The following is a 23,383-nucleotide window of genomic DNA, read 5'->3' as shown; positions in this document are numbered from 1 at the left end:
GTCAGTTCTCGGAGTCCTTCATCGCGGCCATCAGCTCCTCGAGGCGGCCGAGGTCGATCTGCTCGGCCTGCAGCTCCAGGATGCGAACGGCGAGGTTTTCCACGGTGGTGTTGTCGAAGAGCGTGCGCACCGGCAGCTCCAGGTCGAAGGCGCTGCTGATGCGGGCGGCGGCGCGAGTCGCCAGCAGCGAGTGGCCGCCCAGCTCGAAGAAGTCGTCGTGAATGCCGATGCCGGACACGCCCAGCAGCTCGGAGAAGATGGAGACGAGCTGCTGCTCCGTCTCGTTGCGGGGCGCGACGTTGGGCCTGTCGCGCCGGGCATCCGCCTCCGGTGCGGGCAGCGCCTTGCGGTCCACCTTGCCGCTGCGGTTGAGCGGGAAGGCGTCCAGCACGACGATGGCGGAAGGCACCATGTAGCCCGGCAGCCGTTCCTTCATGGCGGCGCGCAGCGCGGTCGTGCCCCCGGAGAGGGACTCCCGTAGCTTCACGTACGCCACCAGCCGCTTGTCTCCCGGCGCGTCCTCGCGGACCACCACGACGGCCTGCTCCACGGCCGGGTGCGAGGCCAGCACGGACTCGATTTCACCCAGCTCGATGCGGAAGCCGCGCAGCTTCACCTGGAAGTCCAGGCGGCCGAGGAACTCGAGGTTGCCGTCCAGCCGCATCCGCACCTTGTCGCCGGTGCGGTACAGCCGCGCTCCGGGCTCGGTGGAGAAGGGGTCGGGGACGAACCGCTCCGCCGTCAGCTCCGGCCGGCGCAGGTAGCCGCGCGCCACGCCCGCGCCGCCGATGTACAGCTCACCGGCGACGCCCGCGGGCACGGGCTGGAGCGCCTCGTCCAGCACGTAGAGGCGCGTGTTGGGGTAGGCCCGGCCAATCGGCAGGCGGCCGCTGCCCGGCACGTGCACGGTGCTGGTGGCGCAGACGGTCGTCTCCGTGGGGCCGTACTGGTTCACCACGCGGCGGCCCTGGCTCCAGCGGTCCGCCAGCTCCGGCGGGCAGGCCTCGCCACCCGTCAGCACGGTGACCAGCTCCGGCAGCTCCTTCGGGTCCAGCACGGACAGCATGGAGGGCGTCAGGACCGCGTTGGTGATGCGGTGCTCGCCCAGCACGCGCTGGAGGTCGGTGCCCGGGATGCGCTGCTCCGGCGGCACCAGCACCAGCGTGGCTCCCGCGGACAGCGTGGAGAAGATCTCCATCACCGACACGTCGAAGGCCATGGACACGTTCTGCAGGACGCGGCGGCCCGGGCCCAGCTCCAGCTCGCGCGCCGCCTGCATGACGGTGTTCACCGCGCCCCGGTGCTCCAGCAGGGTGCCCTTGGGCGTGCCCGTGGAACCCGAGGTGAAGATGACGTACGCGAGCTGACCGGGCAGCACCTTCGCGTCCAGCGAGGTCTCCGGCTGGCGGGACAGCTCGCCGCCCTCCTCATCCAGGACAACGAGCGGAGCGCCCGCCGCCGCGAGGCCCTGGGCGAAGCGCTGCTGGGTGAGGATGACCGCGGGGCGGGTGTCCTCCAGCAGTGCCGCGCCACGCTCGCGAGGCAACGTCGGGTCCAGCGGGACGTAGACGCCACCCGCCTTGAGGATGCCGAGCAGCCCCACGACGAAGTCCGGTGTGGGCTCCGCGCAGAGGACCACCGGCGTCTCCGCCTTCACGCCACGCTGGCGCAGCGCGCGGGCCACCTGGTTCGCGCGGCGGTCCAGCTCGCCGTAGCGCACCTGCCGCTCGCCGCCCTCCAGCGCGATGGCGTCGGGCGTGCGCGTGGCGGCGGCCTCGACGAGGCCGTGCAGGCTCGGCGCGTCCGCGAGGGGGCGCGCCGTGTCGTTCCACTGCACGAGCAACTGGCGCTGCTCTTCGTCGGAGAGCATGCGCAGGCGGGACAGCCGCTGCCCGGGCTCGTTGACGAAGGTCTCCAGCACGCGCTGGAAGGACGCGACCCACCGCTCGATGGTGGCGGCCTCGAAGAGGTCCCGGTCGTACTCCCACGTGCAGGAGAGGCCCTGCTCCGTCTCCATCACGGAGAGCAGCAGGTCCTGCCGCGTGGAGGCGGTGTCCAGCTCCACGGGCGAGAAGCTCACGCCTGGGACGTCCAGGATGGGCGGCGGCGTGTTCTGGAGCACCAGCTGCACCTGGAAGATGGGGGCGTGCGCCCGGCTGCGCTCGGGGTTGAGCGCCTTCACGAGCTCCTCGAACGGTAGCTCCTGGTGCGCGTGCGCCGCCAACACCGTCTCATGGGTGCGGGCCAGCATCTGCCTGACGGTCGGGTCGTCATCCAGGCGGGCGCGCAGGGCGAGCTGGTTGACGAAGAAGCCGATGAGGTCCTCGGTCTTCGCCTGGTTGCGCTGGGCGATGACGGTGCCCACCACCACGTCACGCTGTCCGCTCAGCCGCGACAGCCAGGCCTGGTACGCGGCCAGCAGCACGGAGAAGAGCGTCGTGGACTCGCGGCGGCTGGTGGTCCGCAGCGCCTCGGACAGCTCACGGGGCAGCGTCGTCTTGAAGCGGGCGCCCCGGTACGTGGGCTCCGCCGGGCGCGGGAAGTCCGTGGGCAGCTCCAGCAGCGGCGGCGCGCCGTCGAGCTGCTCGCGCCACCAGCCGAGCTGCGTGGCCAGCGCCTCGCCTTGCAGCCAGTTGCGCTGCCACGCCGCGAAGTCCGCGTACTGCACGGACAGCTCCGGCAGGGGCGACGGGCGGCCGGAGGTGAAGGCCGCGTAGAGCGCCGTCAACTCCCGGACGAGCACGCCCATGGACCAGCCGTCGGAGACGATGTGGTGCATGACCAGCATCAGGACGTGGTCCTCGGTGCCCAGCCGCAGCAGGTTGGCGCGCAGCAGCGGCCCCCGAGCGAGGTCGAAGGGCCGCACGGCCTCGGCGCCCACGATGCGGTGGGCCTCGGCCTCGCGCGTCTCGGCGGGCAGGGCCGTCAGGTCCACCGTGGCCAGCGGGAAGGCCGCGGGCGGGGAGATGTGCTGGGCGGCCTGGCCATTCACGGAGACGAAGCGGGTGCGCAGCGCCTCGTGACGGCGGACGAGCTCGGTGAAGGCGCGCTCCAGGGCCCCGGCATCCAGGGTGCCCGTGAGCCGCAGGGCGGACGGGATGTTGTAGGCCGCGCTGCCGGGCTCGAGCTGATCGATGAACCACAGGCGCTGCTGCGAGAAGGACAGCGGCAGCGTGCCCTCTCGGGACACGGGCACCAGCGGCGGAGCCTGGAGCCCATGGCCGGCGCGCACCGCCGCGTCGATGCGGGCGGCGAGCGCGGAGAGCGTCGGCGACTCGAAGAACTCACGGAGCTGCAGCTCCACGCGGAAGGTGTCGCGGATGCGGGAGATGAGCTGGGTGGCCAGGAGCGAGTGGCCGCCGAGCGCGAAGAAGTCGTCCTTCGCTCCCACGCTCTCGACGTGGAGCACCTCGGACCAGATGGCCGCGACCAGCTCCTCGGTGGGCGAGGACGGCGGGACGAAGCTGTCTTCGCGGCCGGAGGCGGCGTCGGGCGCCGGCAGGGCCTTGCGGTCCACCTTGTCACTGGAGGACAGCGGGAAGGCGGCCATCGTCACGAACGCGGACGGGACCATGTAGTCCGGCAGCCGCTGCTGGAGCCACGTGCGCAGCGCGGACGCGTCCACGGACTCGCCCTCGTGGGGGACGAGCCACGCGATGAGGCGCGGGTCTCCGGGGATGTCCTCGCGCACCATGGCCACGGCCTGGGCCACGGACGGGTGCGAGGAGAGGACGGACTCCACCTCGCCCAGCTCGATGCGGAAGCCGCGCAGCTTCACCTGCTGGTCGGCGCGGCCGAGGAACTCCAGGTTGCCGTCCTTCAGCCAGCGCACGCGGTCGCCCGTGCGGTACAGGCGGGCGCCCGGCGTGGCCGAGTAGGGGTGCGGCACGAAGCGGTCGGCGGTCAGCTCCGGGCGGCCCAGGTAGGCGCGCGCGAGGCCCAGGCCACCGACGAGCAGCTCACCCGGAATGCCCGCGGGCACGGGCTGCAGCCGCTCGTCCAGGACGTACACCTCGACGCCGGGCAGGGGCCGGCCGATGGTGGGACGCTCGGGCGAGACGTCGTCGCTGACGCTGGCGCACACGGCGACCTCTGTGGGGCCGTAGGCATTGAGGAAGCGGCGGCCCGGGCCCCAGCGGCGGACGAGGTCGGGCGACACGGCCTCACCGGCGGCGGCCACCGTCTCCAGCGCGGGCAGGCTCTCGGGAGCGAGGCGCGCCAGCGTGGACGGGGTGAGCGTGACGGTGGTGACGGCCTCGCGGGACAGCAGCGCGTGGAGCGGGTCGCCCGGCAGCAGGTTGTCGCTGTCGGACAGCACCAGCCGCGCGCCGGAGAGCAGGGCGGAGAACGTCTCCCACACCGAGGCGTCGAAGCCCGGCGCGGCGAACTGGAGCGCCGTCTTCCCGGGGCCCAGGTGCAGCAGGCCGGAGGCGGCGCGGGCGGTGTTGCAGAGGCCGCGATGCGTCAGCAGCGTGCCCTTGGGCCGGCCGGTGGAGCCGGACGTGTAGATGACGTACGCGAGGTGCTCCGGGCCCACTGCCGCGCGCGGAGGCTGGGTGGACTCGCGGGCGATGGCATCCGCCTCGGCATCCACGCAGACAATCAGCTCGCCACGCGAGGGCAGCTCATCGGCGAGGCGCTCCCAGGTGACGAGGACGGGAGGCGCCGCGTCCTGGAGCATGAAGCCCAGGCGGTCGTGCGGCAGCGACGGATCCAACGGCAGCCAGGCGCCGCCGGCCTTGAGGATGCCGAGGATGGAGACGACGAAGTCCAGCGAGCGGCCCACGCACAGGGCGACGCGCATGTCGGGTCCGACACCGCGGGCCTGGAGGTAGTTCGCGAGCTGGTTCGCGCGCGTGTCGAGCTCACGGTAGGTGAGCCGCTGGTCCCCGTAGGAGACGGCGATGGCATCCGGAGTCCGCGCGGCCTGGGCCTCGAAGAGCTGATGGGCCACGGCCTCGGCGGGCGCCGCGGGGCCGGTGCTCCAGTCCTTCAGCAGGGCCTGCTGTTCGGCCTCGGTGAGCAGGGGCAGCGCGTGCAGGGCCGTGTCGGGCCGGGCGACCGCCGCCTCCAGCAGCGTGCGCAGGTTGCCGAACATGCGCTCGATGGTCGCGGCCTCGAACAACTCGGTGCTGTACTCGCAGAGCCACGCCAGGCCCTCGGGGGCCTCGGTGACGGCGAGCGTCATGTCGAAGCGGGCGACGTGGGTGCCCCCCTCCAGGCCGCTGAGGGCCAGGCCGGGCACCTCCAGCCGCGACATGGGCGCGTTCTGGAGCACCAGCTTCACCTGGAACAGCGGCGCGTGGCCGAGGCTGCGCTCCGGGTTGATGGCCTTGACCAGCTCCTCGAAGGGCAGGTCCTGGCGGGCGTAGGCGCCCAGCGTGGTGCGGCGCACCTGGGCCAGCAGCGAGCGGAAGCTCGTCGCCTCATCCAGGCGCGAGCGCAGCACGAGCTGGTTGACGAAGAAGCCGATGAGGCCCTCCGTCTCGGCGCGGTTGCGGTTGGCGATGTCGGTGCCGACGACGATGTCATCCTGGCCGCTGTAGCGCGACAGGAGCACCTGGAAGGCCGCCAGCAACGTCATGAACGGGGTGACGCCTTCACGCTGGCTGAAGGCGCGCACGGCGGCGGCCACTTCCGGCGGGAAGGTGGTGGTGAGCGTGGCGCCCTTGAACGAGCGCACCGCCGGACGCGGGAAGTCCGTGGGCAGCTCCAGCACCGCCGGTGCGCCCTCGAGCTGCTCGCGCCACCAGTCGAGCTGTGACTCCAGCACCTCGCCGCGCAGCCACTCCTGCTGCCAGGCCGCGTAGTCCGCGTACTGGAGCGTCAGCTCGGGCAGCGGCGACGCCTGGCCGTCCCGGAAGGCGGCGTAGAGGGCCGCCATCTCACGCACCAGCACGCCCACGGACCAGCCGTCGGAGACGATGTGGTGCATCGTCAGCAGCAGGACGTGGTCCTCGGCGCCCAGGCGCAGCAGGGCCGTGCGCAGCAGCGGGCCCTCGGCGAGCGAGAACGGCTTCCGGGCCTCCGCCGCCGCGAGCCGCCGCGCCTCTGCGTCACGCTGGGGCTCGGGCAGGGCGGACAGGTCCACGCACGGCAGCGGCAGCGGGCCCGGGGGCGAGATGCGCTGCACGGGCTGGCCGGCCTCGGCGGGGAAGGTGGTGCGCAGCGACTCGTGGCGGCGCACCAGCTCCGCGAACGCCTTCTCCAGGGCGGAGACATCCAACGCGCCCTCCAGCCGCAGGGCCGTGGGCACGTTGTACGTCTCGCTGCCGGGCTCGAGCTGATCCAGGAACCACAGGCGCTGCTGGGCGAAGGACAGCGGCAGCTTCCCGGAGCGGTCCGCCGCGACGAGCGGCGGTGCCACGGGGCCGCGCTTCTCCGCCGCGCGCGCCAGGCGCTCCGCCATCTTCTCCACCGTGGGGGCGTCGAAGATCTCGGCCAGCGGCAGTTCCACGCCGAAGACGGAACGCAGGCGGGAGACGAGCTGCGTGGCCAGCAGGGAGTGGCCACCCAGGTCGAAGAAGTCGTCGTGCCGGCCGACGCGCTCCACGTGGAGGACGTTGGCCCAGATGCCGGCCAGCAGCTCCTCGTCCGGGGTGCGCGGCGCGACGAAGGTCGCCTCGTCCGAGCCGGACTCCGGTGCGGGCAGCGCCTTCTTGTCCACCTTGCCGTTCGGGGTGAGCGGCACCGCGTCCAGGAGGACGAAGGCCGCGGGCACCAGGTGCTCGGGCAGCGACTTCTCCAGGTGACGGCGCAGCTCCACCGCCGTGACGCCCTCGGTGCGGGCCACGACGTAGGCCACCAGGCGCTTGTCGCCCGGCACGTCCTCGCGCGCCACCACCACGGCCTCGGCGACGGACGGGAGGCGCAGCAGCTCCGCCTCCACCTCGCCCGGCTCGATGCGGAAGCCGCGAATCTTCACCTGCTCGTCCAGGCGGCCCAGGTACTCCAGGCGCCCGTCCGCGCCGTACACCGCGCGGTCACCCGTGCGGTACATGCGCGCGCCGGGCGTCGTGCTGAACGCGTCCGGAATGAAGCGATCCGCCGTCAGCTCCGGCCGGTTGAGGTAGCCACGGCCCACGCCGTCGCCGCCGATGTACAGCTCGCCGGGCACGCCCACAGGCACCGGCTGCAGGCGCGCGTCCAGCACGTAGAGCTGGGTGTTGGCGATGGGCCGGCCGATGGACACCGAGCCGTGGATGGTCTCGTCCGCGCCCACCTCGTGGATGGAGCAGCCGACCACCGTCTCGGTGGGGCCGTATTCGTTGATGAGGCGTGTCTTCGGCGCGTGCTCACGCCACGGGCGAATCGCATCCGCCGTGAGCGCCTCGCCGCCGATGACCAGCGCACGGGCCTTGCCCGCCAGCTCCTCGGGACGGAGCTGCTCGGCCAGCAGCTTCAGGTGCGTGGGTGTCAGCTTCACCAGGCTGAAGTCGTTGCCCGCGCGCAGCGTCTCCGCCAGCGCCGACACCGCGTCTTCCTCACGGGCCAGCACCACCGGACGACCCGCGACCAGCGGGGCGATGAGGCTCGTCACCGTGAGGTCGAAGGACACGGACGAGTGCACCGGTGCGCCCTGGCCCTCCGCCACGCGGTACGTCTCCAGGGCCCACGTCAGGTAGTTCACCACGCCCCGGTGTGGCAGCATCGCGCCCTTGGGACGGCCCGTGGAGCCGGAGGTGTAGATGACGTAGGCAAGGCAGTCGCTCGTCACGCCCGTCTCCGGAGCGTGCGTGGGCTGCCGCGACAGCGCCCGCTCGTCGGAGTCCATGCAGACCAGCAGCTCGCCCTGGGAAGGCAGCAGGTCCGCCAGGTCGTCGCGCGTCACCAGCACGGGCACGCCGGAGTCGCGCGCGAGGAAGGCGAGGCGCTCCGCGGGGTAGGACGCGTCCATGGGGACGTAGGCGCCGCCGGCCTTGAGGATGCCCAGCAGGCCCACGACGAGTTCGATGGAGCGGTCGAGGAAGAGGCCGACGCGGACCTCGGGCCCGACGCCCAGCGAGCGCAGGTGGTGGGCGAGCTGGTTGGAGCGCCGATCCAGTTCCTCGAAGGTGAGGGTGTGCTCGCCGGCCACCACGGCCACGGCCTCGGGAGTGCGAGCCGCGGCTTGAGAGAACAGGCCATGCACCGTCGCGTCGGTGGGGTACGCGACGCCGGTGCGGTTCCAGTCGACCAGCACCTGCCGGCGCTCCTCGGCGCCCAGCAGCGGCAGGTCGCCCAGGCGCGCATCGGGGCGGGCCACCAGCCCCTCCAGCAGCGTGCGCCAGTGGCCCAGCATGCGGTCCACAGTGGCCGCGTCCAGGCGCGGCTGCTCGTAGGACACCTGGAAGGCGAGCTGCGTGCCGGGGATGACGTTGATGCTGAGCGGGTAGGTGGTGCGCTCGACGAAGCGCACGCCGCGCACGTCCACGCCGCTGGCCCGCTCCTGCACCCAGGCGTCCACCGGGTAGTTCTCGAACACCAGCAGGCTCTCGAAGAGCGGCTGCCCGCGCGGCACGTTGCTGTGGCCCTGCACCTCCACCAGCGGGCTGTGCTCGTGCTGGCGCGACTCGAGCTGCGTGGCCTGGAGCTCGCGCAGCCAGGGCAGCAGTGGCTGCTCGGGCGACAGGCGCGCCCGCACCGGCAGCGAGTTGATGAACATGCCCAGCATGCCGTTGACGCCGGGCAGCTCCGGCGGACGGCCGGCGGCGGTGGCGCCGAAGACGACGTCGTCGGTGTCCGCGTGGCGGCCGAGCAGCACCGCCCACGTGCCCTGGGCCAGGGTGTTGAGGGTGAGCTGGTGCTGTCGCGCGAAGTCCTGCAACGCGGCGGTGGTGCTCGCGGAGAGCACCAGGGCCGCGTCACCGCGCGCGTGCGCATGAGCCGCGCGTCCCGCGGGCCGGCGGCCGGGGAGCGGCGTGGGGGCGCTGAAGCCCGCGAGCTGGCTCTTCCAGAAGGGCGCGGAGGCGGAGCTCGGGTGCTGTGACAGCCAGGCGATGTAGTCGCGGAAGCCCGGCGCCTCGTCGCGCGGCTGTGCGCGGCCGTGCACAAGGGCGTCGTAGGCGGAGAAGAGCTCGCGGAAGAAGATGCCGATGCTCCACCCGTCCAGCAGCATGTGGTGGAAGCTCCACACGAAGCGGTGGATGCCGCCCGCGAGGCGGATGGCCTTCACCCGCATGAGCGGGGGCTTCGACAGCGTGAAGCCGCGCGTCCGGTCCTCCTCGAGGAAGGACTCCAGCCGCGCCTGCTCCTCGGCGGAGGTGAGGCCGCTCCAGTCCAGCTCCTCCCAAGGCAGCTCGGCCTTCGCATGCACCACCTGGAGCGGCTCGGGCAGCCCCTCCCAGCGGAAGCCGGTGCGCAGCACGGCGTGGCGGTCCACCACGTGCTGCCAGGCGCGCCGCAGCACGTCCAGGCGCAGCGGCGAGTGCACCGTCCAGGTGAGCTGCTGGAGGTAGTCACCCGCGGTGGGCGCCAGCAGCACGTGGAAGAGCATGCCCTGCTGGAGCGGAGCCAGCGGGTACACGTCCTCGACGTCGCCGGCGTCGGCCAGCAGGTTCTCCAGCACGTGCGGCGGCAGGCGGACGAGGTTGAAGTCCCCCGCGGTCCGCTTGCGCGCGTCGGCGGAAGCGCGGCCGGAGACGATGGCCTCCAGGGCAGCCAGGCACTCCCGCGCGAGCGACTCGGCCGTCTCGCGGGTGTGCCGGTTCTCACTGTACGTCCAGCTCAGCTCCAGCCGGCCGCCGAACACGCGGCCGTTGATCTCCAGCAGGTGGCTGCGCGGCGCGTCCGCGTCGCCCGTGTGCAGCGGCTCGGGCGCGGGGCGGAAGAGGCGCGAGCCCGCCACCGCGGCGTCAATCTGGCCGACGTAGTTGAAGAGCACGTCCGCGGACGGAATGGCCGCCAGCGTCTGGCGGGCCGACGGGCTGCCCAGGTAGCGGAGCAGTCCGTAGCCCAGGCCCGCGTGCGGCATCCGGCGGCGCATGTCGCGCACCGCCCGCACCGCCTCGCCCGGCGTCGCCGAGGTGGGCAGCGCCAGCGGGGTGAGGCTGGTGAACCAGCCCGCGGTGCGGGACAGGTCCACGTCCTCGAAGAGAGACTCACGGCCATGGCCCTCGACGTCGACGAGCACCCGCGCGCCTGCGTGGCGTGACAGGCCACGCGCCAGGGCGGCGAGCAGCACGTCGTCGATGTTGGCGCGGTAGAGGCCCGGCACCTCCTTCAAGAGCTGCTGCGTCGCTTCGGCACCCAGCGTGACGGTGACGGTGCGCGCGGAGCCGTGGGTGTTGGCACCCTCGGTGCGGTCCACGGGCAGGCGCTGTGCCGTCGCGGGGAGCAGCTCCTTCCACAGGGGCAGCTCGGCCTCGGTCTCCTGCGACGTGGCACGGGCGGCGAGCTTCTCCGCCCAGGTGCGCACGGACGTCGTCTTGGGCGGCAGCGCCACGGCGGCGCCGCGAGCGAGCTGCTCGTACGCTGTCTCCAGATCCTCCAGGATGGAGCTCCAGGAGACGGCATCCACGCCGAGGTGGTGCGCCACGAGCAGCAGCCGGCCGGTGCGGCCAGCGCCACGGCGCACGAGGGCGGCCCGCAGCAGCAGGCCCTCCTCCAGGCTCAGGGTGCGCTCCAGCTCACCCGCCAGGGTGGCCAGGGCGGCGGGGTGCTCCGCCTCGGGGGCGCCGGAGAGGGAGACCTCCCGCAGCGCCACCTTCGCGCCGGGGGCCGCGCAGGACTGCGTCCAGCCCGCCTCCGTGCGGAGGAAGCACAGACGGAGCGCGTCATGGTGACCAACGACCGCTTGCAGCGCCTGCTCCAGCCGCGAGGACTCCAGCTCGCGCGGCAGCTCCAGCATCACGGATTGTGTGAAGCGCTCCGGGTGCGGCAGGCCGCGCTCGAAGAAGAAGCGCTGGATGGGGGTGAGGGGCAGCGGGCCGACGACGGGGCCCTGCTCGTCGCGGGCCGTCACCACCTCGGAGACCACCTGCGCCAGCGCGGCGATGGTGGGCCGCTCGAAGAGCTGGCGGGGGGTGAGCTTCAGCCCGGCCTGGCGGGTCCGCGCGACAATCTGCAGGCTGATGATGGAGTCACCGCCCAGCTCGAAGAAGCTGTCGTGGACGCCGACGCGCTCCACGCCCAGCACCTTGGACCAGATGGCGGCGAGCGTCTCCTCCACCGGCGTGCGGGGCGCGACGTAGGTCCGCTCCGTCTCGGTGCGCTGGCTGCCCGGGGCGGGCAGGGCGCGGCGGTCCACCTTGCCGCTGGAGGTCAGTGGCAGGGCATCCATGACCACGAGGGCCGAAGGCACCATGTGCTCCGGCAGCTTCGCCTCCAACCACGCGCGCAGCACCGCGATGTCCGCGGTGTGGCCCGCCTTCGCCACGAGGTAGCCCACGAGGCGCTTGCGGTCGCCGCCCTCGTTGCGCGCCACCACGACGCAGTCGCGCACGGACGGGTGCTGGCCGAGCACCGTCTCGATTTCACCCAGCTCGATGCGGAAGCCACGCACCTTCACCTGGAAGTCGGTGCGGCCCAGGTACTCGATGACGCCCTCGGGCGTGTAGCGCGCCAGGTCACCGGTGCGGTACAGCCGCGCGCCTGGAGTGGGCGAGTACGGGTCCGGCACGAAGCGCTCGGCGGTGAGGTCGGGGCGGCCCTGGTAGCCGCGGCCCACCTGCACGCCGCCGATGTACAGCTCACCGGCAACGCCCACGGGAACCGGGCGCATGCGCCCATCCAGCAGGTGGATGCGCGTGTTGGCGATGGGACGGCCAATGGGGATGCCGCGCGGGTGCGCTCCGCGCTGGACGGGCCAGGCGGTGACGTCCACCGCGGCCTCGGTCGGGCCGTAGAGGTTGTGCAGCTCGGCGCCGAGCCGCTCCAGGCAGCGCTCGGCCACCTCCGCCGGCAGGGCCTCACCGCTGCAGATGACCCGGCGCAGGCCGCCGCACCGCCACAGCTCGGGCTCCTCCAGGAACGCGGCGAGCATGGACGGCACGAAGTGCACCGTGGTGACGCGCTCCTGCTGGAAGAGGCGCGCGAGGTACGCGCTGTCCTGGTGTCCGCCGGGCCGGGCGACCAAGAGCCGCGCACCCGTCATCAGCGGCCAGAAGAACTCCCACACGGAGACGTCGAAGCTGAACGGTGTCTTCTGGACGACGCTGTCTTCCGAGCCCAGCCCGTACGCGGCCTGCATCCACCGCAGGCGGTTCACCACGCCGGCATGGGCGTTCATCGCGCCCTTGGGACGGCCGGTGGAGCCGGAGGTGAAGATGACGTAGGCGGTGTTCTCGGGCGTGACGCCGGACTCGGGCGGCGCGGTGGGCAGCTTGCCCGCGTCGACCTCCGTGGCATCGAGGAACAGCGTCATGGCCTCGTGCGAAGGCAGGCGCTCGGCGAGCGACGGGTGCGTGAGGATGACCTCGGGCCCGGCGTCCTCGAGCACGGCAGCGAGGCGCTCACGGGGGTAGCCCGGGTCCAGCGGCACGTAGGCGCCGCCGGCCTTGAGGATGCCCATGAGGGCGATGACGAGCTCGAGCGAGCGCTCCAGGCACACGCCGACGCGCACCTCGGGGCCCACGCCCATGCGGTGCAGGGCATGCGCGAGCGCGTTCGCGCGGCCGTCCAGCTCACGGTAGGTGAGGTGGGCTCCCTCGAACGAGAGGGCCACCGCGTCCGGAGTGCGCGCGGCCTGGGCCTCGAAGAGCTGGTGCACGCACGCGCCGGTCGGGAAGTCCGTGCGGGTGTCGTTCCACTCGACGATGAGCTGCTTCTGCTGCTCGGCGGTGAGCCAGGGCACGTCGGCGAGGAGCTGCTCGGGCTGGGCGGCGATGCCCTCCAGGGCGGTGCGCCACTGGCCGAGGAGCCGCTCCAGGGCCGAGGCCTCGAAGCGGCGGGTATCACCGGAGAGCGTCAGCACCAGCTCGTTGCCGGGGATGACCACGGCGCTGAGCGCGTAGTTGGTGCGCTCCAGTGCATGGATGTCGTCCAGCTCCATGCCGCCCGCGCGCTGACGCACGGCCTCGTCGATGGGGTAGTTCTCGAAGACGAGGATGCTCTCGAAAAGGGGCGTGCCGCGCGGCACGCCGCTCCAGCCCTGCACCTGCGCCAGCGGGCTGTGCTCCTGCTGGCGGAGGGCGGCCTGCTGCGCCTGGAGGCGCGTGAGCCAGCTCAGCACCTTCTCGCCGGGAGGCAGGCTCACGCGGACGGGGAGGGTGTTGATGAAGAGGCCGACGAACTCCTCCACGCCGGGCAGCTCGGGCGGGCGGCCGGAGACGGTGGCGCCGAAGACGACGTCCGTCTCACCGGCGTAGCGCCCCAGCATGAGGGCCCAGGAACCCTGCACCACGGTGTTCAGCGTGAGCCCGTGCTGGCGGGCCAGGGACTGGAGGGCGGCGGTGGCCTGACGGGACAGGCGCACCTCGCGCTCGTGCAGGCCCTTGGGGGCGTTCGCGATGGCGGTGGGCAGCGCGGCGGGCAGGGGCGTGGGGCCCGTGACGCCCGTGAGCGTCTCGCGCCAGAAGCGCTCGGTCCGGCCGTAGTCCTGGCGCCGCAGCCAGGCGATGTAGGCCTGGTACGCGGGCACGGGCGGCAGCTTCGGCGTCTCGCCGCGAGCGAACGTGTCGTAGAGGGAGAACAGCTCCTGGAAGATGCGGCCCTGGCTCCAGCCGTCCAGCAGGAGGTGGTGGTGGCTGAAGACCACGCGCCACGTGCCGTCACCCTGGCGCATCGTGGTGACGCGCGCGAGCGGCGGGCGCGAGAGGTCGAAGCCGAGCGCACGGTCCGCGCGCAGGAAGCTGTCGAGCCGCGCGGGCAGATCGGCCTCCGGCACCTCGCGCCAGTCGAGCTCCTGCCACGGCAGCTCCACCTTCGGCAGGACGAGCTGGTGCGGCTCGGAGAGGTTCTCCCAGTGGAAGCTGGTGCGGAACACGGCGTGGCGAGCGACCAGGGCTTCCCAGGCGCGGCGGAAGGCCGCCGCGTCCAGCGGCGTCCGGATGCGCCACGTGAGCTGCTCGAAGTAGTCGCCGTCGGAGGGCTCGAGCAGGGTGTGGAAGAGCATGCCCTGCTGCGTGGGCGAGAGCGGGTAGAGGTCCTCGACCGGGGTGCCGTTGGGCACCACGCGTGCGAGGGTCTCCGCGTCCAGCGTGGCGAGCGGGAAGTCGGTGGGCGTGTAGCGCTGCGTGTCCGCGCTGGTGCGCAGCGAGACGAGCTGCCGCAGTACGTCGAGGCACGCCTCGGCGACAGCCTGGATGCGCTCGGCCGTGTGCAGGTTCGGCGAGTAGCGGAGGTCGAGCTTCAGCCGGCCTTCCAGTACGAGCGCATCGAACTCGATGAGGTGCGAGCGCAGGCCGCCCTCGCCCGTGGTCGGGCCGGAAGCCTCGGAGGACAGGGTGAACAGAGAAGAGGCCGCAGCGGAGGCATCGAGCTGGCCGAGGTAGTTGAAAGCGACGGGGGCCTTGGGCAGCGCACGCAGCGAGTCCTGGGTCTGCGACGAGCCCAGGTAGCGCAGCAGACCGAAGCCGATGCCGCGCTGGGGCAGCGCGCGCAGGCTGTCGCGAACGCCGCGCAGGCTGTCACCCAGGGACGCGTGGGCAGGCACCTCGAGACGCACGGGCGCCACGGAGGTGAACCAGCCGACGGTGCGGGACAGGTCCACTCCGGAGAAGAGGGCCTCACGTCCGTGGCCCTCCACGTCGACGAGGACGGAGGACAGGCCGAAGGAGCGCGAGAGGGCGACGGCGAGCGAGGACAGGAGCAGCTCGTCGGGCCGGGCGCGCCAGGCGGAAGCGGCCTCCTGGAGGAGCAGCCGGGTGGTGTCGGCCTCCAGGGAGACGGAGAGAGTACGCGCCGAAGCGACGGTGTTGGCACCCTGCGAGTCGGTGGGGAGGGCAGGCAGCGGCGGTGAGGCCAGCGCCGTCCACCGGGGCAGCTCCTTCTCCAGCTCCGGAGACCGGGCGTAGGTCTGAAGCCGCTCGGCCCAGGACTTCAGCGAGGTGGACTTGGGCGGCAGCGAGACGGGCTTCGCCTCCAGCGCCTGCGAGACCGCCAGCTCCAGGTCCTCCAGGAGGATGCGCCAGGAGACGGTGTCGACGACGAGGTGATGCGCGGCGACGAACAGGCGCTGGGGCCGCTGGGGACCGGTCTCCACGAGGGCAGCGCGCAGCAGCACGCCCTCATCCAGCCGCAGGCTGCGCTGCACGTCGGCGCAGGCGGCTTCGAGGGCGGCGGGCAGCTCCTGCTCGGAAGCGGAGGACAGCTCAACCGCGCGCAGCGAGAACGAGTCGGGCGGAGGGGCGAAGGACTGCTGCCACTCGCCCTGGGCGGAGCGCGAGAAGCGCAGGCGCAGGGCATCGTGGTGGGTGACGAGTGCGAGCAGGGCCTTCTGGAGCGCGGATGGCTCCAGGCGGCGGCGCAGTACCAGGAGGACGGACTGGTTGTAGTGGTGGGGCTCGGGCAGCTCGCGCTCGAAGAAGAAGCGCTGGATGGGGGTGAGTGCCATCTCCCCCGTCACCGGGCCCTGCTCCTCCTGAGTGGAGACGGTGTCCGGCGTGAGCACCGCGGCCAGCTCCGCGATGGTCTGCCGCTCGAAGATCTGCCTCGGAGAAATCTGGAGGCCAACCTGGCGGGCGCGGGCCACCACCTGGAGGCTGATGATGGAGTCGCCGCCCAGCGTGAAGAAGTTGTCGTGGATGCCCACCTGCTGCACGCCCAGGGCGCGCGACCAGATGGCGGCGAGCTTCTCCTCCACCGGCGTGCGGGGCGCGACGAAGGCGTGCTCCATCTCAGGACGCTCGCCCGTGGGGGCCGGGAGCGCCTTGCGGTCCACCTTGCCGTTCGCGGTGAGCGGCAGGGCGTCGAGTCCCACGAAGGCGGCCGGCACCATGTACTCGGGCAGCGCGTCCTTCACGGCGTCACGCAGCGCGCCGATGTCGACGGACTCGCCTGGCGCCGTCACCACGTAGGCCACCAGGCGCTTCACGCCCGGCACGTCCTCGCGGGCCACCACCACGGCCTCGCGCACCGAGGGCACGCGGAGCAGCACGGCCTCGATCTCGCCGACCTCGATGCGGTAGCCACGCACCTTGACCTGCGTGTCGCGGCGGCCGAGGAACTCCAGCACGCCGTCATGCCGCCAGCGCGCCAGGTCACCGGTGCGGTACAGCCGGCCTCCGGGCTCGCGGCCGAACGGATCGGGCACGAAGCGCTCGGCGGTGAGGTCCGCGTCGAGGTAACCGCGCGCCAGACCGTCGCCGCCGACGAACAGCTCGCCCGGCACGCCCGCGGGCACCGGCTGTCCGTTGCCATCCAGCAGATACACCTGGGTGTTGGCGATGGGCCGGCCGATGGGCACCGAGTTGCCCGGCTGCGACGGCTCCGTCATCCGGAAGCAGCTCGTGAACGTCGTGCTCTCCGTCGGGCCGTAGCAGGCCGTCACCGGAATCTTCAGCTCGGAGAGCACACGGCGCACGTGCGGCGCGGAGACGACGTCGCCACCGGTGAGGAGCTGGCGCACGGAGGCCAGGCCCTGGATGTCCGCGTCCACCATCTGGCTGAAGAGACCGGCCGTCAGGTGCAGGGTGGTGACGCCATGGCGCGTGAGGACCTCACGCAGCTCGCGCACATCGCCAGGAGCCTGGGGCGGGTAGAGCACCAGGCGCGCACCGTTGAGGAGGCAGCCCCAGATTTCGAGGGTGGAAGCGTCGAAGGAGATGGGGGCGATGAGCAGGAAGGTGTGCTGGGGCCCCAGCTCCGCGTAGTCCACGCCCTTGACGAGGCGAGCGACGGAGCGGTGCTCGATGCACACGCCCTTGGGCCGGCCGGTGGAGCCGGAGGTGAAGTCGATGTACGCGAGGTTGCGAGCGGTGGCGCCGCTGGAGGGCGCGGAGGTGGGCTCCTGCGCCAGCGAGGCGCGGGCCTCGTCCAGCAGCAACAGCTGCATGGAGGCCGTGGGCAGCCGCTCCAGCATGGAGCGGGTCGTCACCAGCACCTGGGGCCGGGCGTCCTCCACCATGAGGGCCAGGCGCTCCTGGGGGTAGGAGGCGTCGAGGGGGACGTAGGCGCCGCCGGCCTTGAGGATGCCGAGGACGCAGACGATGAGGTCGACGGAGCGCTCCAGGCACAGGGCGACGCGGGCGTCGGGGCCGACGCCCATGCGGCGCAGCGCGTGGGCGAGCTGGTTGGCGCGCTCATCGAGCTGGCGGTAGGTGAGCTTCTCGGAGGCGGACTCCAGCGCCACGGCGTCGGGGCGCAGGGCGACGTGCTCCTCGAAGAGGGCGTGCAGGGTGGACTCACCCGGGAACGCCACGCGGGTGTCGTTCCACTCCACCAGCACGCGCTGGCGCTCCTCCGCGTCGAGCAGGCTGACGTTGGCCAGCGGCTGCTCGGGGGCGGTGGCGAAGGACTCCAGCACGGCGCTCCAGCGCCGCAACAGCCGCTCCACCGTCGCCGCGTCGAAGCGGCCGGTGTCGTAGGAGAACTTCAGCAGGAGCTGCTCCCCGGGGACGATGGTGGCCGTCAGCGGGTAGTTGCTGCGCTCGAAGACCTCGACGTCACGCACGTCCAGGCCGGTGGCCCGCTGCCGCACCGAGGCGCCGATGGGGTAGTTCTCGAAGACGATCAGGCTGTTGAAGAGCGTGGTGCCGCGCGGCACGCCGCTCCAACCCTGCACCTGGGCCAGCGGGCTGTACTCGAACTGGCGGAGCGCGTTCTGCTGCTCCTGGAGCCCCTTCAGCCACGACAGCACCTGGGCATCCCCGGGCAGCCGCACGCGCACCGGCAGCGAGCCGATGAAGAGGCCGACCATCTCCTCCACGCCGGGCAGCGCGGGCGGACGGCCGGACACGGTGGCGCCGAAGACGACGTCCGTCTCATCGGCGGAGCGTCCCAGCACCAGTGCCCAGGCGGCCTGCACCACCGTGCTCACGGTGAGCGAGTGCGAGCGGGTGAGCGCCCCCAGCGCCGCGGTGGCCTGGGGCGAGAGGAGCACCTGCCGGATGGCCAGCTCCGAGAGTGCCTGCTTGGATCCGGGCTCGCGGTCTCCGGGCAGCGGCGTGGGGCTGGAGAAGCCGGCCAGCCGCTCGCGCCAGAAGCGCTCGGCGGCGGCGTAGTCCTGCCGGCGCAGCCAGGAGATGTAGTTCCGGTACGGCGGGGCCTCGTCCAGGCGCGGCGCGCGGCCATGGGTGAGGGCGTCGTAGATGACGAAGAGCTCCTGGAAGAGACGGCCCTGGCTCCAGCCGTCCATCAGCAGGTGGTGGTGGCTCCACACGAGCCGCTGCATCCCGTCGAGCTGGATGAGCGCCACGCGCGCGAGCGGAGCCTGTGAGAGCTCGAAGCCCTGGGCCTTGTCCTCGGCGAGGAAGGCCTCCACACGCGCACGCTGCTCGTCGGCGGGCAGGCCGCGCCAGTCGAGCTGCCGCCAGGGCAGCTCCGCCCGGGGCTGGACGAGCTGGTGCGGCTCGGAGAGCCCTTCCCACAGGAAGCGGGTACGCAGCACCGGGTGCCGGGCCACCAGCGTCTCCCAGGCGCGGCGGAAGGCCGCCACGTCCAGGGGACCGCTGAAGGTGAGCGTCATCTGCTCGAAGTACTCACCCGCGCCGGGCGCCATGATGGCGTGGAAGAGCATGCCCTGCTGCGTGGGCGAGAGCGGGTAGAGGTCCTCGACCGGAGTGCCCGCGGGCACCACGCGCGCGAGGGTGTCCGCGTCCAGCGTGGCGAGCGGGAAGTCGGTGGGCGTGTAGCGCTGCGTGTCCGCGCTGGTGCGCAGCGAGACGAGCTGCCGCAGCACATCGAGGCACGCCTCGGCGACAACCTGCACACGAGCGGCCGTGTGCAGGTTGGAGGAGTAGATGAAGTCGAGCTTCAGCCGGCCGTCGAGCACGACGGCGTTGAGCTCGAGCAGGTGCGAGCGCAGGCCGCCCTCACCCTGGACCGGGCCCGAAGCCTCGGAGGACAGGGCGAACAGGGAGGAAGCCGCGGCGGAGGCGTCGAGCTGGCCCAGGTAGTTGAGGGCCACGGGCGCCGTGGGCAGCGCGCGCATGGCCTCCACCACGTGAGGCTGGCCCAGGTAGCGCAGCAGGCCGAAGCCGATGCCGCGCTGGGGCAGCGCGCGCAGGCTGTCGCGCACGCCGCGCAGGTTGTCACCCAGGGACGCGTGGGCGGGCACCTCGAGGCGCACGGGAGCCACGGAGGTGAACCAACCCACCGTGCGAGACAGGTCCACGCCGGAGAAGAGGGCCTCGCGGCCGTGGCCTTCCACGTCGACGAGGACGGAGGGCAGGCCGAAGGAGCGAGACAGCGCGACGGCGAGCGAGGACAGCAGCAGCTCGTCGGGCCGGGCACGCCAGGCGGAAGCGGCCTCCTGGAGGAGCAGCCGGGTGGTGTCGGCCTCCAGGGAGACGGAGAGGGTGCGCGCCGAGGCGACGGTGTTGGTGCCCTGCGAGTCGGTGGGGAAGGCGGGCAGCGGCGGTGAAGCCAGCGCCGTCCACCGAGGCAGCTCCTTCTCCAGCTCCGGAGAGCGGGCGTAGGCCTGGAGCCGCTCAGCCCAGGACTTCAGCGAGGTGGACTTGGGCGGCAGCGAGACGGGCTTCGCCTCCAGCGCCTGCGAGACCGCCAGCTCCAGGTCCTCCAGGAGGATTCGCCAGGACACCGCGTCCACGCCCAGGTGGTTCGCGGCGAGGAAGAGACGCTGGGGCCGCTGGGGGCCTGTCTCCACGAGCGCGGCACGCAGCAGCACGCCCTCATCCAGCCGCAGGCTGCGCTGCACGTCGGCGCAGGCGGCCTCGAGGGCGGCGGGCAGCTGCTGCTCGGAAGCGGAGGACAGCTCAACCGCGCGCAGAGAGAAGGAGTCCGGCGGAGGAGCGAAGGACTGTTGCCACTCGCCCTGGGCGGAGCGCGAGAAGCGCAGGCGCAGGGCGTCGTGGTGGGTGACGAGTGCGAGCAGGGCCTTCTGGAGCACGGAGGGCTGCAGGCGGCGGCGCAGCACCAGGAGGACGGACTGGTTGTAGTGGTGGGGCGCGGGCAGCTCGCGCTCGAAGAAGAAGCGCTGGATGGGGGTGAGCGCCATCTCACCCGTCACAGGGCCCTGCTCCTCCACGGTGGCCGTGGTGGTGCTCACCACCCGGGCCAGGGAGGCGATGGTCTGGTTCTCGAAGAGCTGGGTCGGCGTGAGCTCGAGCCCGGCCTGGCGCGCGCGAGCCACCATCTGGATACCGCTGATGGAGTCGCCGCCGCGCTCGAAGAAGTTGTCGTGGATGTCCACTCGCGGGACGCCCAACACCTGCGCCCAGATGGCGGCGAGCTTCTCCTCCACGGGATTCCGCGGTGCGGTGAACGGGCGCTCCTGCGCGGCCTGCGTGCTCTCCGGAGCAGGCAGCGCCTGACGGTCCACCTTGCCGTTCGGGGTGAGCGGCAGAGCGTCCAGCACCACGAAGGCGGCCGGCACCATGTGCTCGGGCAGCCGTCCGCGCAGGAAGGACTGGAGCGTCTCCGCCGAGGGAGCCTCCGCCGATTCCTCGCCGGACACGTAGGCCACCAGCCGGCGGGCACCCGGGGTGTCCTCGCGCAGCACCACCGCCGCCTCGCGCACCGACGGGTGCTCGGCCAGCACGGTTTCGATCTCACCGAGCTCGATACGGAAGCCGCGCAGCTTGACCTGCGAGTCCAGCCGGCCGAGGTAGTCGAGCCGTCCGTCCGCCCGGTACACCACGCGGTCGCCCGTGCGGTACATGCGCGCGCCGGGCGTCGTGCTGAACGCGTCCGGAATGAAGCGCTCCGCGGTCAGCGTGGGCCGGCCCAGGTAGCCGCGCCCCACGCCGTCACCGCCGACGTACAGCTCGCCGGGCACGCCCACGGGCACCGGCTGCAGGCGCGCGTCCAGCACGTACAGCCGGGTGTTGGCGATGGGCCGGCCAATGGACACCGAGCCGGCATCCGGCTCACCCGCCGAGACCTCGTGGATGACGCAGCCGACCACCGTCTCCGTGGGGCCGTACTCGTTGATGAGGCGCGTCTTTGGCGCGTACTGGCGCCAGGGGCGCAGCGACTCGGCATTGAGCGCCTCGCCGCCGATGACGAGCGCGCGCGTCCGGCCCGCCAACTCCTCGGGGCGGAGCTGCTCGGCCAGCAGCTTCAGGTGCGTGGGCGTCAGCTTCACCAGGCTGAAGTCGTTGCCCGCGCGCAGCGTCTCCGCCAGCGCGGTGACGGCTTCTTCCTCGCGCGTGAGCACCACGGGCCTTCCGGCCACCAGCGGGGCGATGAGGCTCGTGACGGTCAGGTCGAAGGACACCGACGAGTGCACCGGCGCGCCCTGGCCCTCTGTCACGCGATACGCGTTCAGGGCCCACGTCAGGTAGTTCACCACGCCCCGGTGCGGCAGCATCGCGCCCTTGGGCAGACCGGTGGAGCCGGACGTGTAGATGACGTAGGCGAGGCAATCGCTCGTCACGCCCGTCTCCGGAGCGTGCGTGGGCTGCCGCGACAGCGCCCGCTCGTCGGAGTCCATGCAGACCAGCAGCTCGCCCTGGGAAGGCAGCAGGTCCGCCAGGTCGTCGCGCGTCACCAGCACGGGCACGCCGGAGTCGCGCGCGAGGAAGGCGAGGCGCTCCGCGGGGTAGGACGCGTCCATGGGGACGTAGGCGCCGCCGGCCTTGAGGATGCCCAGCAGGCCCACGACGAGCTCGAGGGAGCGGTCGAGGAAGAGGCCGACGCGGACCTCGGGCCCGACGCCCAGGGAGCGCAGGTGGTGGGCGAGCTGGTTGGAGCGGCGCTCCAGCTCCCCGAAGGTGAGGGTGTGCTCGCCGGCCACCACGGCCACGGCCTCCGGAGTGCGTGCCGCGGCGGCGGAGAACAGGCCATGCACCGTCGCGCCGGTGGGGTAGGCCACCTCGGTGCGGTTCCAGTCGACCAGCACCTGCCGGCGCTCCTCGGCGCCCAGCAGCGGCAGGTCACGGACGGGCGTCTCGGGACGCTCCAGTGCCGCGGCGAGCACCGTGGACAGGTGTCCCATCAGGGCCCGCACGGTGCGCTCGTCGAAGAGGTCGGTGCTGTACTCGCACCGGCACTCCAGGCCCTTGGGGGTGCGCGTCACCGACAGCGTGAGGTCCACCTTGGTGGTCCCCGCCTCGGCGGGCACGCGGCTCCAGAGCAGCCCGGGCAGCTCCACCTGCTCCAGGGCCACGGCGTCCTGATACGTCAGCTTGAGCTGGAACAGCGGCGAGTGGGCGAGGCTGCGCTCCGGGTTGAGCGCGGACACCAGCTCCTCGAAGGGCAGGTCCTGGTGTGCCGAGGCCTCCAGCATCGTCTCGCGCGCCCGGGCCAGCAGCTCGCGGAAGGAGAGCGAGCCCTCCAGCCGCGTGCGCAGGACGAGCTGGTTGACGAAGAAGCCGATGAGGCCCTCGGTCTCCACCTGGTGCCGGTTGGCGATGTCCGTACCAATGGCGAAGTCCGACTGCCCGGTGTAGCGGTGCAGCACGGTCTGGAACGCCGCGAGCAGCACCATGAAGGGCGTGGCGCCCTCACGCTGGCCGAGCGCCTGCACGCCGTCCACCAGCGCGCGGGGCAGCACCGTCGTGTACGTGGTGCCGCGGAAGTTCTGGATGGGCGGCCGGGGCCGGTCCGTCGGCATCTCCAGCAGCGGAGGCAGCCGCGCGAGCTGCTTGCGCCAGTAGTCGAGCTGCGACTCACGGACGCCACTGTCGAGCCACGTCCGCTGCCACACGGCGTAGTCCGCGTACTGGAGCGGCAGCGCCGGCAGCGGCGAGGGGCGGCCCTCGGAGAAGGCGCCGTAGAGCGCGGACACCTCGCGCACCAGCACTTCGAGGGACCAGCCGTCGGTGACGATGTGGTGCAGCGTGAGCAGCAGGACGTGCCGCCGTGCATCCAGCTTCAGCAGGCTGGCGCGCAGCACGGGACCACGCTCCAGGTTGAAGGGGCGCCGGGCCTCCACGTTGGCCAGGCGCCGGGCCTCGGCCTCGCGCTCGGCCTCGGGCAGGCCGGACAGGTCCATGCGCTCGAGCGCGACCCGGGCCTCGGGGGACACGCGCTGCACGGGGCCGGTGCCGGGGTCGTGGAACGTGGAGCGCAGCACCTCGTGCCGGCGGACCAGCTCGGAGAGGGCACGCTCCAGGGCCTCGACGTTGAGGGCGCCATCCAGGCGGACGGCGGCGGGGAGGTTGTAGAAGGCGCTGTCGGGCCGCAGCCGGTCGAGGAACCACAGGCGCTGCTGTGCGAAGGACAGCGGAGCGTCGCCGGTGCGCGGGACAGGCACCAGCGCCGGCCGGGGCGTGCCCACGGGCCTGCCCGCGGCCTCGATGCGCTCGGCCAGGAGCGCCAGGGTGGGGGCCTCGAAGAGGGTACGAAGGGGCAGCTCGACGTGCAGCACGTTGCGCACGCGAGACACGAGGCGGGTCGCCAG

The 23,383-nt window shown here is 72.5% G+C and carries 1 protein-coding gene; it reads right to left on the bottom strand.

Translation table 11 applies throughout. The features are described from left to right. Window position 1: 1 nt before the first annotated feature. Window positions 2-23,383, bottom strand: a complete 23,382-nt coding sequence (locus K8638_RS42345; RefSeq protein ID WP_225938060.1) for a non-ribosomal peptide synthase/polyketide synthase — start codon at window positions 23,381-23,383, stop codon at window positions 2-4.

Source organism: Myxococcus sp. RHSTA-1-4 (assembly GCF_020037125.1).
Taxonomy (GTDB): Bacteria; Myxococcota; Myxococcia; order Myxococcales; family Myxococcaceae; genus Myxococcus.
The sequence above is the reverse complement of the archived record's forward strand: the minus strand, read 5'-3'. Positions and strand labels throughout refer to the sequence as shown.